The following is a 15,875-nucleotide window of genomic DNA, read 5'->3' as shown; positions in this document are numbered from 1 at the left end:
GCCCGGACGTCAGGAGTGCCGTGCCCCGAGCCGCGAGACGGCCAGCGCCAGCCACAGCTGGACACGGTCGGCGGTGACGGAGGGGTCGTAGCCGGTGAGCTCGGTGATCTGCGCGAGCCGGTACCGGACCGTGTTCCGGTGCAGCGTCAGGGCCTCCGCCACGGCTGCCACCGAGCCGTTGTTGTTCAGGTAGCTCTCCAGCGTGGCCATCAGCTCGGCACCGTGCGCGGCGTCGAAGGTCCGCAGCGGCGTCAGCGATTCGTTGGCCATGTCCGCGAGCGGCACGTCCTCGCTCGCGAGCAGCAGCGATGTCAGGCTGAGCCGTTCGGGCTCGTTGACCGGCAGTCCGTGGCTCGCGGCGTCGCGCGCCTCGAAGTAGCTCCAGCGCAGGCCGTTGGGCTTCGTGTAGGCGCCGCCGATGCCGATCGTGGCGTGGATGGCGGCCTCGGCCAGGTGATCGCTGAGGCTCTTGGCCAGCGCCGTGGCGCCGCGGCCGTCGTCGGGAATCACCGTGATCAGGTCCTTCCCGACGACGGCGGTCACCGCCTTCTCGAGGGCCCGCGGCAGCGATGAGGTAACGAGCTGCTTGTGGTGCGCCTCGGAGCCGGCCAGGATCACCACGTTCTTGCGGGTGCTGTTGATGCCCGTTCCCGCGAGCCGCCGGGTGGCCTCGCTCGGGTCCAGGGTTCCGTGAATCACGTCCTCCAGTACCTGACCGCAGAGCGCGCGCTCGGCCTGGCGCTGCTTCACCATGTTGTTGAGTTCCACGCTGATGAGGTTCTGCGCGTATCCCACGATGCCCGAATCCTCGAACGGCTGCTTCACCCAAAGCGTGCACGCGTCCCGGCGTCCGGTGGGAATCGGATAGGACGCCCAGGAACCTGCCGACGGCGACTCGGTGCTGCTGTTGTAGAGCTGTGCCGTGAACTGGGTCAGGACAATATCCGTGCGCAGCATTCCGCCCAGGTGCCTGAGGAGCTCGGCCAGGCCGCCGCCGGTGAGCAGGGCACGGGCCAGGATCTGGTGACCGGCGATGAGCCGCTCCAGCTTCGAGTAATGGTCGGCCGACTGCGCGTCGGCCACCAGCTTGCCGATCGCGATGAACGGCGTCTCATACGGGACTTCCACCACGGGCAGCCCCCACCGGTTGGCTTCCGCGATCAGGGCCGGCGGAACGGCGTCGTGCGTCAGTCCCACGCCGAACCCGATCCCCACCGCGCCGGCGCGCTGGACCTGGCGGACGAAGCGCCGCTGTTCCGGCGCGCTGCGCAGCCGCATGCCGGTGGTGAGCACCAGTTCGCCGCCGTTGAGGAAACGCTGCGGATCCTCCTGCTCGGTGACCGCCACCCAGTGGATGTCCTGGTGGGACGTGGTCTCGGCCAGTCCGGCTTTCTTGAGCCCCAGGGAGTGCACGGCGAGCAGCGCCGCCAGGGAAATTGCCATGCCATCAAGCGTAGCCGGATGCTGGCCGATCGCACTAAAGCTTCCGGCCAAGGGTGTGCAGGTGGCTATTCCCCGGCTTGCCGGGCTGGCATAGGCTCGAAGCAGCCGCATCACATCATTCAGTACGAAAAGAGGTTGTACACCGTGGTTCAAACCTTGCAGAACTTCATCAACGGCGAATTCGTCACGCCCGCCGGCACCGGACTGCTTGACATCGTGAATCCCACCAACGGTGAAGTGGTGGCCAAGTCGCCCGTCTCCGTCGCGGAGGACGTCGACGCCGCCATGACGGCCGCCAAGGATGCCTTCAAGTCCTGGAAGCACACCACGCCCGGCCAGCGGCAGCTCATGCTCCTCAAGCTCGCGGACGCCATCGAGGCCAACAGCGACGAACTCGTCGAGGCGCAGCACCGCAACACCGGGCAGGTCCGTTCCCTGATCGCGTCCGAGGAAGTTGCCGCCGGCGCCGACCAGCTCCGCTTCTTCGCCGGCGCGGCCCGCATCCTTGAAGGAAAGTCGGCCGGAGAGTATTTCGAGGGGCACACCTCCTTCGTCCGCCGCGAACCGATCGGCGTTGTGGCCCAGGTTGCGCCGTGGAACTACCCGTTCCTCATGGCCATCTGGAAGATCGGCCCCGCGCTCGCCGCCGGCAACACGGTTGTGCTGAAGCCCTCTGACACCACGCCGGAATCCACCCTGGTGCTGGCAAAGCTGGCCAAGGACATCTTCCCGGCAGGCGTCCTGAACGTCATCCTCGGCACCGGCGAAACCGGCGCCATGATGGTGGAGCACAAGGTCCCCGGCCTCGTCTCCATCACCGGCTCCGTCCGCGCCGGCATCGCCGTGGCGTCCGGCGCCGCGAAGGGCCTCAAGCGCGCCCACCTGGAGCTTGGCGGCAAGGCCCCGGCCATCGTCTTCAAGGACGCCGACATCAAGAAGAGCGCCGCGGCCATCGCCGAGTTTGCCTTCTTCAACGCCGGCCAGGACTGCACCGCCATCACGCGCGTGCTGGTCGAGGACTCGGTGCACGACGACGTCGTGGCAGCCATGGTGGAGCACACCAAGACGCTGCACACCGGTTCGCAGAACGACGAAGACAACTACTTCGGCCCGCTGAACAACGTCAACCACTTCAAGGCGGTCAGCGCCGTCGTGGAGTCGCTGCCGGAAAACTGCCGGATCGAGACCGGCGGCCACCGCGCCGGCGACAAGGGCTTCTTCTTCGAGCCCACCATCATCACCGGCGCCAGGCAGACCGATGACATCGTGCAGAAGGAAACCTTCGGCCCCGTCATCACCGTGCAGAAGTTCAGCACGGAACAGGAAGCCGTGGACATGGCCAACGACGTCGAGTACGCCCTGGCGTCCAGCGTCTGGACCAGCGACCACGGCACCGCCATGCGGCTCAGCCGGGATCTCGACTTCGGCGCTGTCTGGATCAACACCCACATCCTGCTCACCGCCGAAATGCCCCACGGCGGGTTCAAACAGTCCGGCTACGGCAAGGACCTGTCCATGTACGGCGTCGAGGACTACACGCGCATCAAGCACGTCATGAGTGCACTTGATGCATAACTCAGACGCATAACTCAGGCGCATAACAACTCCGGCGGTCGAGCCTGTCGAGACCCCCGTCACGAAACAAGAGCACCCGGTGGTCGAGCTAGTCGAGACCCGGACCGGCACCCACCAGAAAGGCATTCCCATGACCACCACCGCAAGCGAAATCACCTACCGTCTCGAGCAGAAGCGGCGCGTCCAGGCCGACTTCCCGGGCCCCAAGTCCGTGGCACTGTCCGAACGCCGCAAGGCAGTGGTTGCCGCCGGCGTCGCCTCCAGCGTTCCGGTTTACGTCGCGGACGCCGACGGCGGCATCATCCACGACGTCGACGGCAACTCCTTCATCGACCTCGGCTCGGGCATCGCCGTGACGAGCGTCGGCGCGTCCGATCCCGCCGTCGTCGGCGCCGTGAAGGAAGCCGTGGAGCACTTCACCCACACCTGCTTCATGGTCACCCCGTACGAAGGGTACGTCGCGGTCGCCGAGCAGCTGAACCGCCTCACCCCGGGCGACCACGAGAAGCGCACTGTCCTCTTCAACTCCGGTGCGGAGGCCGTGGAAAACGCCGTCAAGGTGGCGCGGCTCGCTACCGGGCGGGACGCCGTCGTCGCTTTTGACCACGCCTACCACGGCCGCACCAACCTGACCATGGCGCTGACCGCCAAGGCCATGCCGTACAAGACCAACTTCGGCCCGTTTGCGCCCGAGGTCTACCGCATGCCCATGAGCTACCCGTACCGCGAGGAAAACCCGGAGATCACCGGTGCCGAGGCGGCCAAGCGCGCCATCACCATGATCGAAAAGCAGATCGGCGGCGAATCGGTTGCCGCGATCATCATCGAACCGATCCAGGGCGAGGGCGGCTTCATCGTACCGGCCGACGGCTTCCTGCCGGCGCTGGCAGCATGGGCCAAGGAGAAGGGCATCGTCTTCATCGCGGACGAGGTCCAGTCCGGCTTCTGCCGCACGGGCGAATGGTTCGCCGTGAACCACGAGGGCGTCGTCCCGGACATCATCACCATGGCCAAGGGGATCGCCGGCGGCATGCCGTTGTCCGCGATCACCGGCCGGGCCGACCTGCTCGACGCCGTCCACCCGGGCGGCCTGGGCGGAACCTACGGCGGCAACCCGGTGGCGTGCGCCGCTGCGCTGGCCTCCATCGGATCCATGAAGGAATACAACCTCAACGGCCGGGCGAAGCACATCGAGGAACTGGCGGTGGGCCGCCTCCGCGAGCTCGCAGCTGAGCTTTCTGAGCGTTCCGTGATCGGCGACATCCGCGGGCGCGGCGCAATGCTGGCCATCGAGCTGGTCCAGGCCGGGTCCAAGGAGCCGAACCCGGAGCTCACCAAGGCTGTGGCGGCCGCCTGCCTCAAGGAAGGCGTCATCATCCTGACCTGCGGCACGTATGGCAACGTCATCCGCCTGCTGCCCCCGCTGGTCATCAGCGACGAACTCCTGACGGACGGCCTCGACGTGCTGGCCGCGGCCATCAAGGCCAACGCGTAGTCACTGCGTAGTCACCGCGTAGAAGCGCGAACGGGCAGATAACGCCCCCAGCAGGCGCTGAACAGGGCATTATCTGCCCGTTCGCGGGCACTTTTCCAGGTGCCCGGCCCGCCGTCGTTTCCGCGGGTAGAGTCAGTCTCACCACTGCACCAGATAACGCAGGCCGGGCAGCGACGCCGGGATTCCGGGCGGCACTGCCCTGCCCTGACCCGAAGAGGGGTTTCCCATGCGATACGTAGTCGGCTACACACCCACCGAGCGCGGCGCGGACGCCGTCGCCCTGGCCTCATCCATGGCGATGGCCCAGGGAGCCTACCTGGACCTTGTCTATGCAGTGAAGAAGGGCGCCCCGAGCGCCGCCGAGCAGGAGGTGCTGACGGCCGAACGGCAGGGGCTAGGCCAGGTCCCCGAGGGCCTCGAGGTCAAGTTCCATGTCCGGGAAGGGGACTCCTTTGCCGGCGGGCTCATAGACGCCGCGGTGGAGTTCAAAGCGGGCCTGATCGTGGTGGGCGCGGCGAGCAACGGCTTGTTCAAACGCTATTCGGTGGGCAGCGTCGCCAACGCCCTGCTGCACGCCTCGCCCGTTCCCGTGGCTCTGGCGCCACGGGGGTACCAGCGGAAAGCGCCGATGACACGGCTGACGCTGGCCGTGGGCCAGCGCGCCGGGGCCGACGCCGCGATCGACGTCGCCATCGATGCGGCCAAGAGGCGCGGCGTTCCCCTGCGCCTGGTGTCGCTCGTCGAGCTGGACGCCGCGGGTGATGCCGGCGAGGCGATCAACGCCGCACACATCCATGCCAACACCGTGCTGGCCGACGCCGCCGGAAGACTGCCTGGCGGACACGGCGTCAGTGTGATCGTGGCCCACGGCCGCACCATCGAGGAAGCCATTGACGGTCTCGAATGGGACGAGGGGGAGGTCCTGATAGTGGGCTCCTCGCGCCTGGCGCAGAAGAACCGCATGTTCCTCGGCAGCACGGCCAACAAGGTGCTGCGGGCCCTGCCGGTGCCCATGGTGGTTGTTCCGCGGGATTACGAACGGGTCGGCCCGGCCCACGAACTCTGAGCCCTCCCCTGAGCGCGAACGAACACTTAAGGCCCTCCCCTGAGCGCGAACGGACAGATAATGCCCCCAAACCGCGGGAAAATCGGGCATTAAGTGCTCGTTCGCGCTTCGGCGGGTGAGGGCAGGCGAGGAAGCGGCGGGGGCTTAAGTGTTCGTTCGCGCTTCCCGCAGGGACTGCCTCTTGGCGACGGAGTTCTTTCGGGCGACGGCCAGCATGTCCACCGTGAGCACCAGCAGGGCCAGCCACACGACGCCGAACCCGATCCACCGGTCCAGGGTCATGGCCTCCTGGAACACCGCCAGGGCAACGACGAACTGCAGCACCGGCGCGAAGTACTGCAACAGCCCGATGGTGGTCATGGGCAGCCGGCGGGCGGATGCGCCGAAAAACAGCAGCGGCACCGCGGTAATGACGCCGGATGACACGAACAGCCAGAAGTGCCCGGCGCCGTGGCTCGCCAGCGACGCGCTCCCGCTGACCGCCAGGAAAATCATGGTGGCGGCGGCCAGGGGAGCGAGGACGATGGTCTCCACCGTGAGGCTGGTGATCGCGTCGACGCGCGGCCCCACCCGCTTCTTGACGAACCCGTACAGCCCGAAGCTGACGGCCAGCGTGAGTGCAATCCACGGCAGCTTGCCGTAGGAGAACGTCAGCACGATCACGGCAATGAAACCGATTCCGACGGCGGCCCACTGCAGGGGCCGGAGCGTCTCCTTGAGCACGAACACGCCGAGCAGGACGGACACGAGGGGGTTGATGAAGTAGCCGAGTGAGGCTTCGACGGCCTGCCCGGTGGTCACGCCGTAGGTGTACGTCAGCCAGTTGACCGCAATCAGCCCGGCCGCGATCGCCAGGGTGAGAAGCACGGAACGGTTCCGGAACGCCGCACCCAAGACCCGCCAGGTCCGCGTGACGGTGATCAGCAGCGTGCAGAAGAGCAGGGACCAGACAACCCGGTTTGCCACGATTTCGACGGCGCTTGCCGGCTGGAGCACGAAGAAGTACAGGGGAAGCAGGCCCCACAGCCCGTAGGCGCCGATGCCGAACAGAACACCCGCCGTCGTCTCCTTGTCCACGGCCTTCAGGCCGCCCGGACCGCCGGAAGGGCCAGCGCCGGGCCGGACCACGTCGGAAGGCGCTGCGCCGGGACGGGCGGCAGCGGGGACAGCGGAGGATACGGATCCGTTGGGCGTAGGCACAAGAGCAATAACACCACCCGGACGGCAGGTATTCCGTCTGCGCGGAAGCGTGTTGGCCTACCGCGCCGGATTAGTCAGTAGGCTTGCCACTATGAGCATGACGCACCGGCAGGAATCGGCCCGATGAGGCTCCGCCACAGCAACGCTTCCGGGCGCGGCTACCGCAGGGTGGCGGCCGGAACCGGCTTCAGCTACCGGGACCTCGACGGGAACACGCTGCCGCCCGGGCCCGTGCGGGACCGCCTCGAAAGCATCGGCATTCCGCCGGCCTAGACGGACGTGTGGATTGCACCGTTTGAGAACGGCCACATCCAGGCCACGGGGTTGGACGCCGTGGGGCGCCGCGAGTACATCTACCATCCCGAGTGGCGGGAGCGGAAAGACCGGGTGAAATTCGACCGTGCGCTCCAGCTCGCGGAGTCGCTGCCGGCGGCGCGCCGGCTCGTCACCATGGATCTCCGGAGCGACGGCGTCACCCGGCAACGCGTCCTGGCCGCCGCCTTCCGGATGCTGGACAGCGGATCGCTGCGTGTCGGCTCCGAGCGCTACACCAACGAAAACCGCAGCCACGGCCTGGCCACCCTCCTCTGCGCCAATGTCCGTGTGCGCAAGGACAGCCTGCAGCTCAGCTTTCCGGCCAAGAGCGGCAAGACCTGGGAGTCCGAAATCGCGGACCAGGACCTCGCCGCCCTGGTCCGGGTGCTCAAACGGCGCGGCGGCAACGCGCGGCTGCTGGCGTACAAGGAGGGGCGGAAGTGGCATCCGCTGACCAGCGCCGACATCAACGGCTACGTGAAGAAACGCACGGGCTCCGACTTCACGGCGAAGGTCTTCAGGACACTGCGGGGCACGGCCGCCGCGGCCGCCGGCCTGGCTCAGGGCGGACCGCAGAAAACGGTGGCTGGGCGGAAGAGCGTCATCAGCACCGCCATGCAGGACGCGGCCGCAGTACTGGGGAACACGCCTCGATCGCCCGGAAAAGCTACGTTGACCCCCGCCTGCTGGACCACTTCTCGTCCGGCGAAACCATCGACCCCAAGAGGCTGGACTCGGTGGAATCGGAGCTGCGCGCCCTGCTCTACCGCGAGGGCGAGGTGGTGGCACTGCGCAGCGGCGGCTGACGCCCCGCGTCACGCGTTCACCGCGGAATGGCGCGGACAATTAGAATTGACCATTGTGCGCCCTGTTGATCGGGCGCAGTCTCCCGTTCCAGAAGGGCTCCCGGTGTCCAACTCAGCTGAATCCGCCGCCAAACGGCCGCTCCGCGTCGCGATCGTCGGCGCCGGACCCGCCGGTGTCTATGCTGCGGACATCCTGACCAAGTCCAACGAGGTCAAGGGCGGGGACTTCGAGGTCAGCATCGACCTTTTCGAGGCCTACCCTGCGCCGTACGGCCTGATCCGCTACGGCGTTGCCCCGGACCACCCGCGCATCAAGGGCATCGTCAATGCCCTGCACAAGGTCCTGGACCGCGGCGACATCCGCTTTCTGGGCAACGTGACCTACGGCCGTGACCTGAAGCTGCACGATTTCCGGGCCTTCTACGACGCCGTGATCTTCTCCACGGGGGCCATCAAGGATGCCGATCTGGACATCCCGGGCGTCGAACTTGAAGGCTCTTTCGGCGGCGCCGACTTCGTGTCCTGGTACGACGGCCACCCGGACGTGCCCCGCGAATGGCCGCTGGACGCCAAGGAAATCGCCGTGATCGGCAACGGCAACGTGGCCCTGGACGTGGCCCGCATGCTGGTGAAGCACGCGGACGAGCTGCTCGCCACGGAAATTCCGGACAACGTCTACCAGGGCCTGAAGAACTCGCCCGTGACGGACGTCCACGTCTTCGGACGCCGCGGCCCGGCCCAGGTGAAATTCACGCCGCTGGAGCTGCGTGAACTCAGCCATGCCGAGGACGTGGACATCGTTCTCTACCCCGAGGACTTCGAGTTCGACGAGGCCTCCGACGACGCGATCCGCAGCAACAACCAGACCAAGACCATGGTGAACACCATGACCAACTGGCTCGTGGAGGAGCACGCCGAGGCTGAGGAGCCGTCCTCCCGCCGCCTGCACCTGCACTTCCTGCACAGCCCGGTAGAGATTTACGACGACGCCGGGTCCGGCAAGGTGGCGGGCATCAAGTTCGAGCGCATGCAGCTGGACGGCACCGGAAACGTCAAGGGCACGGGGGAGTTCATCGACTACCCGGTGCAGGCCGTGTACCGCGCCATCGGCTACCACGGCTCCGCGCTGGACGAGCTGGAGTACGACGCCAGGCGCGGCGTCATCCCCAACGAGGGCGGCCGCGTCCTGGATGCCGACGGCAACCCCGTTCCCGGCATCTACGCGACCGGCTGGATCAAGCGCGGACCTGTGGGCCTGATCGGGCACACCAAGGGCGATGCCCTGGAAACCATCGGCTTCCTCCTTGAGGACCGGCTGACGCTGCCCCCCGCCAAGAACCCCGACCCGGAGGCTATCATCGATCTCCTGGAAGAACGGGGCATCGAGTACACCACGTGGGAAGGCTGGAACAGGCTGAACGCGCACGAAGCAGCCCTCGGCGCGGCGTGGTCGGAGTCCGGGGCGTCCGACGGCGTCGTCCGTGAACGCATCAAGGTGGTCCCGCGCGAGGAAATGATCGAGATCTCCCGCGGCTAGCACCCACCAACAACAGCGCGAACGAACAGTTGAGGCCCGCAGCGGCGGGCCTCAACTGTTCGATCGCGCTTCTTACCTGTCCACAAACGCCAGCTCCAGCCCGCTGAGCACGGCGGGATCCGCCAGGATATCGATCCGCGCGATCCTGCCGCCCTCCAGGGTGAAGCCGAACACGACGCGCGGCTGGCCGCCCGGGGCCCACACGGCGCCGGCGGCGCCGTCGATGAGCGCCAGTTCGGCGGCCTGCGCGCGGCCGGAGAACGTGACCGCCACCGCCTGCGCCCCGTCCGCGCCCTCGGCGCCGAAACCGGCGGCCGCGGCGTCCACCCGGACCACGGCGTCGGGGTCCAGCAGCGCGAGGAGGGCGTCAAAGTTTCCGTTCCGTGAGGCGTCCAGGAACGCCTCGACGACGGCCCGCTGACGCGCCCGGCCGGCGTCGGGCTCTGCAGATTCGTGGACCGCCGCTGAGCCCTGGACCTCTGCGCCCTGGACCCGGCGGCGCGCGCGGCTCGCGAGCTGCCGCACCGCTGCGGGGGAGTGGCCGGCAATGACGGCGATCTCATCGAACGGCACGGCGAACAAATCGTGCAGGACAAACGCCAGCCGTTCGGCGGGGCTCAGCGTTTCCAGCACCACGAGCAGGGCCAGGCCCACCGAGTCGGCGAGCTCGGCCTGGTGCTCGGGATCGCCCGAACCGCCCCGGTCCCCGGCCAGTTCCGCGGCACCCCGGGCCAGGCCTGCGGAACTTCCGGGCAGGAGCGGCGCGTCGTCGGGGAGCGGGTCCTCGCGGCGCGACGTCCGCGACCGCAGCATGTCCAGGCACACCCGGCCCACCACGGTGGTCAGCCAGCCGCGCAGGTTCTCGACGCCCGACGTGTCCGCACGGCTAAGCCGGAGCCAGGACTCCTGGACGGCGTCGTCCGCTTCGCTGAGCGAGCCCAGCATCCGGTAGGCCACCGACCGCAGATGTCCCCGGTGCGCCTCGAACCCCCGGGCGAGCAGCTCGTTCTGGTCCATGTCACATTCCTCCGCCTTGTTCCGTCATTGTATTGACGGAACCCAACCGGCAACTGTGACAGCGCCCATCAGGCAAGGAGACCTCCCATGGAATTCGCAAAAACCATCATCTACGTATCCGACGTCGCGGAATCGCTGGCGTTCTTCGACAAGGCATTCGGGCTGGCAACCAAGGTCAGCTACGGCACGAACTACGGGGAATTGGAGACCGGCGGGGCCACGCTCGCCTTCGCGTCGTACGACGCCGGCCAGTCCCACCTCCCGCAGGGCCACCGCGCGGGCCGCTCCACGGACATGGGCTTCGAGGTCGCGCTGCTCACCGAAACGGTGGAAGAGGACTTCCGCCGGGCGGTCGACGCCGGAGCGGAACCCTTGCTCGAACCCTCCGCCAGGCCGTGGGGCCAGACCGTGTCCTACCTCCGCTGCCCCGACGGAACCTTCGTCGACCTGAGCTCTCCGGTAGCGTCCCAGTAGCGCCACTTTCTCCGCCCCGGTGTTCCGCCCGGTTCCCGCCCGGAGCGACCGGGCGGCCTCCGCCGGGGAGTGACGGGGAGTGACGGGGGAGTCCGCGCGAGGTTAGACTGGGCCGACATAGCGCGCGCACCTTGATGGGCCGCGCCCGGCGGCAGCCCCGCCAGAAGGCGGCGGCAGGCGCGAGCAAGTGTGTCACACAGGAGTTCGATGAAGAACCTGATCCAGCCGGCAACACCCGGAGGCGAGTCCGCGGAGCTGACCCAGCGGCGCGCCCTGGCAGGCCACGAATATCTGGACGGGCAACTGGACGCCCGCGGCACCATGCCCGAGGTCCACGCCTTTCCGCAGGCGCAGGAGATTCCCGGCCTCCGCCGCCTGATCCGGGAATCCTGGCAGCGCTCGGCGAAGCTGAAGGCCAACCCGGACGTCCCCGAGGCGCCGCTGGCCATGGACCGGGAAGAGCTGGAGGAATACCGCCGCCAGCACCCCCTCGCCACCATCATGCCCGTGATCCAAAAGCTCCTCATCCAGCCCAGCCACGACAGCGGCCTGCTGGTTGCCGTCGGCGATGAAATGGGCCGGCTGCTGTGGGTGGAAGGCGACCCCGTGATGCGGCGCCGCGCAGAGGGCATGATGTTCGTTCCGGGCGCGGACTGGTCCGAGGCCAAGGTGGGAACCAGTGCTCCGGGAACGGCGCTCGCCCTGGGCCGCGGCATCCAGATCTCCGGCGCCGAGCACTACAAACGTTCCGTCCACCCGTGGAGCTGCACGGCCGTTCCGTTCCAGGACCCGGATTCGGGTGCACTGCTGGGCGTCGTGGACATTACCGGCACGGAGTCGGCCGTGGCACCCCACACGCTGTCCCTCGTGGAGGCCACCGTGGCCGCGGCGCAGGCGCAGCTGCGCGTCGAACGGCTCCAGCTGGCGGCCGCCCAGGCGCGGACGCCGGCACGACGGCGGAGCCCCGGTTCCCTTGCCAAGTCCGGCTCTGCGCCGGAAGGCAGCCTGTACCGCAACAGCCTGCAATTGCTGGGCCGGGACCAGGCCCTGCTCAGCTTTGAGGGCCGGACCGTCGCGCTGTCGGCACGGCACAGCGAAATCCTGGCCCTGCTGAGCACCCACCCGGACGGCCTCAGCGCCGAGGAACTCAGCACGCTGCTCTATCCCGGCGACGGCTCCAGCATTACCCTGCGCGCCGAGATGGTGCGCCTCCGCAGGGTCCTCCAGCAGCTCAGCCCTTCGGCGGTGCCGGAGTCCCGCCCGTACAAGCTGACCATGAACCTCGTGCCGGACAGCGGCCAGGTGCTGAACTGCCTCCAGCGCGGCGCCCACAGGATCGCCCTCGAGATCTACCGCGGCGCCGTGCTCCCTCGGTCCGAGGCGCCGGGCGTGGCGGAGCTGCGCGACCGCGTGTCCGCGCTGCTGCGCGAGGCCGTCCTGACGGACGGCAGCGCCGAGGCGCTGCTGAAGTATGCGGAACTGCCGGAGGCGAGGGACGACGTCGGCGTCCGGCTGGCCGCCCTGAAGCTCCTGCCGCCGCGCTCGCCCAAGCGCGCCGCCGTCGTCGCCGATCTTGAACGGCTGGAAACGGAACTGAGCGCCTGACCGGCACATCGGGAGCGCAACTTTCCACGTGAGCTGACTCCTCCCCACCTGCCCCCTGGCCTCGCAAGCTCGGCCAGGGAACCCTGCAGGCGTGGCCCCAGGTTGCAACCTGCCTGCAACCTTCCCCCTCCTACGCTGGGTGCAACGGCGATCACCATGCGGATCGCCACGAGGTTGCAGAGCAAAGGAGCCAGCAATGACCGTTTACGCACAGCCCGGTACCGAGGGTTCGAAGGTCACGTTCAAGGACCGCTACGAGAACTGGATCGGCGGCGAGTGGGTTGCCCCCGTCAAGGGCCAGTACTTCGAAAACATCACGCCCGTCACCGGGAAGGTCTTTTGCGAGGTGGCCCGCGGCACGGCCGAGGACATCGAGCTGGCCCTGGACGCGGCGCACAAGATTGCGCCGTCCTGGGGCAAGACGTCCGTCGCCGAACGTGCGGCGATCCTGAACAAGATTGCCGACCGGATCGACGAGAACCTCGAAATGCTGGCCGTCGCCGAATCGTGGGACAACGGCAAGCCCATCCGCGAGACGCTGAATGCCGACATCCCGCTCGCGGCTGACCACTTCCGCTACTTCGCATCCGCGGTCCGTGCCCAGGAGGGACGCCTTTCGCAGCTCGACGACGACACCACGGCCTACCACTACCACGAGCCCCTTGGCGTGGTTGGACAGATCATCCCCTGGAACTTCCCCATCCTGATGGCCGTCTGGAAGCTGGCACCGGCCCTCGCAGCGGGCAACGCCGTGGTCCTCAAGCCCGCCGAGCAGACGCCGTCCTCCATCCTGGTCCTGATGGAACTCATCGGCGACCTCCTGCCGGCCGGCGTGCTCAACGTGGTCAACGGATTCGGCGTCGAGGCGGGCAAGCCGCTGGCCTCCAGCCCGCGGATCCGCAAGATCGCCTTCACCGGCGAGACCACCACGGGCCGCCTGATCAGCCAGTACGCCAGCCAGAACCTGATTCCGGTCACGCTTGAACTCGGCGGCAAGAGCCCGAACATCTTCTTCAACGACGTCGCCGAGTCCAACGACGCTTTCTACGACAAGGCACAGGAAGGCTTCACGCTGTTCGCCTTCAACCAGGGCGAGGTCTGCACCTGCCCGTCCCGCGCCCTCATCCAGGAGGACATTTACGATTCGTTCATGGCCGACGCCGTGGCCCGCGTGGAGAAGATCATCCAGGGCAACCCGCTGGACACCGAAACCCAGGTCGGCGCCCAGGCCTCCAACGACCAGCTGGAAAAGATCCTCTCCTACATCGACATCGGAAAGCAGGAGGGCGCCAAGGTGCTCACCGGCGGCGCCCGGGCCGAACTGCCCGGGGACCTGGCCGGCGGCTACTACGTCCAGCCCACCGTCTTCGAAGGCCACAACAAGATGCGGATCTTCCAGGAGGAAATCTTCGGCCCGGTGGTGTCCGTGACGCGCTTCAGCGACTACAACGACGCCATGGGCATCGCCAACGACACCCTCTACGGCCTCGGCGCCGGCGTCTGGTCCCGCAACGGCAACGTCGCCTACCGCGCCGGCCGCGAGATCCAGGCCGGCCGCGTGTGGGTCAACAACTACCACGCCTACCCGGCCGGCGCCGCGTTCGGCGGCTACAAGTCCTCCGGCATCGGACGTGAAAACCACGCCATGATGCTGGATCACTACCAGCAGACCAAGAACCTCCTGGTCAGCTACAACGAAAACAAGCTCGGATTCTTCTAGATCTTCCAGGCCGCAGCGCCGGCCACCCTGGCCACTGCTCAGGAAGGCAGCACCACCCGTCACGACACCCAGTTCAACCAACGCTCTAACGACGCAAGGATTTCGCCAATGACGACGACAATGCAAGCAGCCGTAGTAACCGAATTCGGCAAGGACCTCCAAGTCCTGACCATCCCCGTTCCAACGCCCGGCCCCGGTGAGGCGCTGGTCAAGGTACTGACCACAGGCGTCTGCCACACCGACCTCCACGCCGCCGAAGGCGACTGGCCCGTCAAGCCCTCACCCCCGTTTGTCCCCGGCCACGAAGGAGTCGGCGAAGTGGTGGCCCTCGGAGAAGGCGTCACCGACCTCGCCGTCGGAGACATGGTGGGCAATGCCTGGCTCTGGTCCGCCTGCGGCGACTGCCAGTACTGCCGCACCGGGTGGGAGACGCTCTGCGAGGCCCAGAAGAACGCCGGCTACAGCGTGGACGGCTCGTTCGGCGAGTACATGCTGGTGGACACCCGCTTCGCAGCCCGCATCCCGGCGGGTTCGGACCCGGTGGAAGTCGCCCCTGTGCTGTGCGCGGGTGTGACGGTCTACAAGGGCCTGAAAATGACCGAAACCAAACCTGGCCAGTGGGTCACGATTTCCGGCATCGGCGGCCTGGGCCACATCGCGGTCCAGTACGCCGTGGCCATGGGCCTGCGCGTTGCGGCCGTCGACATCGCTGACGACAAGCTGGCCCTCGCCAAGCAGCACGGCGCCGAGCTGACCGTCAATGCCCTGCACGAAGATCCGGCCGAGGTCATCCAGCGGGAAACCGGCGGCTGCCATGGCGTCCTGGTCACGGCAGTCCACCCCTCGGCGTTCGGCCAGGCGATCGGCATGGCCCGCCGAGGTGGAACGATCGTCTTCAACGGCCTGCCGCCGGGCGACTTCCCGGCGCCGATCTTTGAGATCGTGCTCAAGGGCCTGACCGTCCGCGGTTCCATCGTGGGCACCCGGCAGGACCTGGAAGAGGCCCTGGACTTCTACGCGCAGGGCAAGATCCACCCCACGGTTTCGGTCCGCGGGCTGTCCGAGGTCAACGCGGTCTTCGATGAGATGAAGCACGCCAAGATCGACGGCCGCGTGGTGCTGAGGTTCTGATGGGCGGATTCGGCGATGACTGAAGCCGGTCGTGACGCCGCGGTGACGCTGCCCGGAGAGGACTTCTCCCGGGTGGCGCTCACTGCCGAGGCCGTGCAGCTGCTCAGGAAACTATGGACGCAGCACGGTCCCCTCATGTTCCACCAGTCCGGCGGCTGCTGCGACGGCTCCTCGCCTATGTGCTTCCCGGCCGGGGAGTTCCTGACCGGGGACGCGGACGTCCTGCTGGGCCGCTTTGATATTTCCGACGGCGGCGGGGCCCGTCCCGGAACGGCAGGAAGCCCCATGGCGCTGGAGTTCTGGATGTCCAGGGAGCAATTCAACTACTGGAGCCACACTCACCTGACCGTGGACGTGGTGCAGGGCAGGGGGAGCGGCTTCTCGGTGGAAGCGCCGGAGGGAAAGCGTTTCCTGATCCGATCGACGCTCATGGACTGGCCGGTGTGACCGGCCGGACCGGAGAGTAGCTTGTGACGCTCTGAAGTCCCGCT

The 15,875-nt window shown here is 67.6% G+C and carries 12 protein-coding genes and 1 pseudogene; 10 read left to right on the top strand and 3 right to left on the bottom strand.

Features of this window, described 5'->3' with window-relative positions:
- Positions 1-9: 9 nt before the first annotated feature.
- Complete coding sequence (locus tag ASG92_RS06755; protein WP_056626245.1) at positions 10-1,443, bottom strand: PucR family transcriptional regulator; 1,434 nt, start codon at positions 1,441-1,443, stop codon at positions 10-12.
- Between the two features lie 144 nt (positions 1,444-1,587).
- On the opposite strand from ASG92_RS06755, the gene ASG92_RS06750 reads away from it, so the two are divergent.
- From ASG92_RS06750 to ASG92_RS06740, 3 genes are all read left to right on the top strand, one after another.
- Positions 1,588-3,018, top strand: coding sequence for a gamma-aminobutyraldehyde dehydrogenase (locus ASG92_RS06750; RefSeq protein ID WP_056626374.1), 1,431 nt, complete (start codon positions 1,588-1,590; stop codon positions 3,016-3,018).
- Between the two features lie 130 nt (positions 3,019-3,148).
- Positions 3,149-4,513 carry a 4-aminobutyrate--2-oxoglutarate transaminase gene (gene gabT / locus ASG92_RS06745; RefSeq protein WP_056626373.1) on the top strand — a complete coding sequence of 455 codons (1,365 nt, stop codon included), beginning with the start codon at positions 3,149-3,151 and terminating at the stop codon, positions 4,511-4,513.
- 226 nt (positions 4,514-4,739) lie between these two features.
- The gene (locus ASG92_RS06740; RefSeq protein WP_056626243.1) at positions 4,740-5,579 is read left to right on the top strand and encodes a universal stress protein; all 840 of its coding nucleotides are present in this window, start codon (positions 4,740-4,742) and stop codon (positions 5,577-5,579) included.
- A 144-nt stretch (positions 5,580-5,723) separates the two neighbouring features.
- On the opposite strand, the gene rarD is transcribed toward ASG92_RS06740, so the two are convergent.
- On the bottom strand, positions 5,724-6,788 hold the full coding sequence (rarD, locus tag ASG92_RS06735) for an EamA family transporter RarD (RefSeq protein ID WP_082579351.1): 1,065 nt from the start codon (positions 6,786-6,788) through the stop codon (positions 5,724-5,726).
- A gap of 114 nt (positions 6,789-6,902) precedes the next feature.
- On the opposite strand from rarD, the pseudogene ASG92_RS06730 reads away from it, so the two are divergent.
- Positions 6,903-7,900: pseudogene (locus ASG92_RS06730) on the top strand (DNA topoisomerase IB).
- A 103-nt stretch (positions 7,901-8,003) separates the two neighbouring features.
- Positions 8,004-9,437: an FAD-dependent oxidoreductase gene (locus tag ASG92_RS06725; protein WP_056626239.1), complete on the top strand. Its 1,434-nt coding sequence runs from the start codon at positions 8,004-8,006 to the stop codon at positions 9,435-9,437.
- A 72-nt stretch (positions 9,438-9,509) separates the two neighbouring features.
- Here ASG92_RS06725 and ASG92_RS06720 read toward each other — a convergent pair whose 3' ends face one another.
- Positions 9,510-10,454 (bottom strand): sigma-70 family RNA polymerase sigma factor, encoded by a 945-nt coding sequence (locus ASG92_RS06720; protein ID WP_056626237.1) that lies wholly within the window; start codon positions 10,452-10,454, stop codon positions 9,510-9,512.
- A gap of 87 nt (positions 10,455-10,541) precedes the next feature.
- Here ASG92_RS06720 and ASG92_RS06715 point away from each other — a divergent pair, with 87 nt between their 5' ends.
- The 5 genes from ASG92_RS06715 (at position 10,542) to ASG92_RS06695 (ending at position 15,831) form a co-directional block, all read left to right on the top strand.
- Positions 10,542-10,928, top strand: a complete 387-nt coding sequence (locus tag ASG92_RS06715) for a VOC family protein (protein WP_056626235.1) — start codon at positions 10,542-10,544, stop codon at positions 10,926-10,928.
- Positions 10,929-11,135: 207 nt separating this feature from the next.
- Positions 11,136-12,533, top strand: a complete 1,398-nt coding sequence (locus ASG92_RS06710; protein ID WP_056626234.1) for a GAF domain-containing protein — start codon at positions 11,136-11,138, stop codon at positions 12,531-12,533.
- Between the two features lie 196 nt (positions 12,534-12,729).
- A complete protein-coding gene (locus tag ASG92_RS06705; RefSeq protein ID WP_056626233.1) occupies positions 12,730-14,253 on the top strand; it encodes an aldehyde dehydrogenase family protein in 1,524 nt (507 codons plus the stop codon).
- Positions 14,254-14,361: 108 nt separating this feature from the next.
- Entirely contained in the window at positions 14,362-15,384 is a 1,023-nt protein-coding gene (adhP, locus tag ASG92_RS06700) for an alcohol dehydrogenase AdhP (RefSeq protein ID WP_200951899.1), read from the top strand.
- A 15-nt stretch (positions 15,385-15,399) separates the two neighbouring features.
- A complete protein-coding gene (locus ASG92_RS06695; RefSeq protein WP_056626230.1) occupies positions 15,400-15,831 on the top strand; it encodes a DUF779 domain-containing protein in 432 nt (143 codons plus the stop codon).
- The last annotated feature ends 44 nt before the right edge of the window (positions 15,832-15,875 follow it).

It is taken from the genome of Arthrobacter sp. Soil736 (assembly GCF_001428005.1).
Lineage (GTDB): Bacteria > Actinomycetota > Actinomycetes > Actinomycetales > Micrococcaceae > Arthrobacter.
The sequence above is the reverse complement of the archived record's forward strand: the minus strand, read 5'-3'. Positions and strand labels throughout refer to the sequence as shown.

What these genes read in the sequence shown, in the direction of transcription:
- ASG92_RS06755 (WP_056626245.1), bottom strand. Translation starts at nt 1,443, where the DNA reads ATGGCAATTTCCCTGGCGGCGCTGCTCGCCGTGCACTCCCTGGGGCTC.
- gabT (WP_056626373.1), top strand. Translation starts at nt 3,149, where the DNA reads ATGACCACCACCGCAAGCGAAATCACCTACCGTCTCGAGCAGAAGCGG.
- ASG92_RS06740 (WP_056626243.1), top strand. Translation starts at nt 4,740, where the DNA reads ATGCGATACGTAGTCGGCTACACACCCACCGAGCGCGGCGCGGACGCC.
- ASG92_RS06720 (WP_056626237.1), bottom strand. Translation starts at nt 10,454, where the DNA reads ATGGACCAGAACGAGCTGCTCGCCCGGGGGTTCGAGGCGCACCGGGGA.
- ASG92_RS06715 (WP_056626235.1), top strand. Translation starts at nt 10,542, where the DNA reads ATGGAATTCGCAAAAACCATCATCTACGTATCCGACGTCGCGGAATCG.
- ASG92_RS06710 (WP_056626234.1), top strand. Translation starts at nt 11,136, where the DNA reads ATGAAGAACCTGATCCAGCCGGCAACACCCGGAGGCGAGTCCGCGGAG.
- ASG92_RS06705 (WP_056626233.1), top strand. Translation starts at nt 12,730, where the DNA reads ATGACCGTTTACGCACAGCCCGGTACCGAGGGTTCGAAGGTCACGTTC.
- adhP (WP_200951899.1), top strand. Translation starts at nt 14,362, where the DNA reads ATGACGACGACAATGCAAGCAGCCGTAGTAACCGAATTCGGCAAGGAC.
- ASG92_RS06695 (WP_056626230.1), top strand. Translation starts at nt 15,400, where the DNA reads ATGACTGAAGCCGGTCGTGACGCCGCGGTGACGCTGCCCGGAGAGGAC.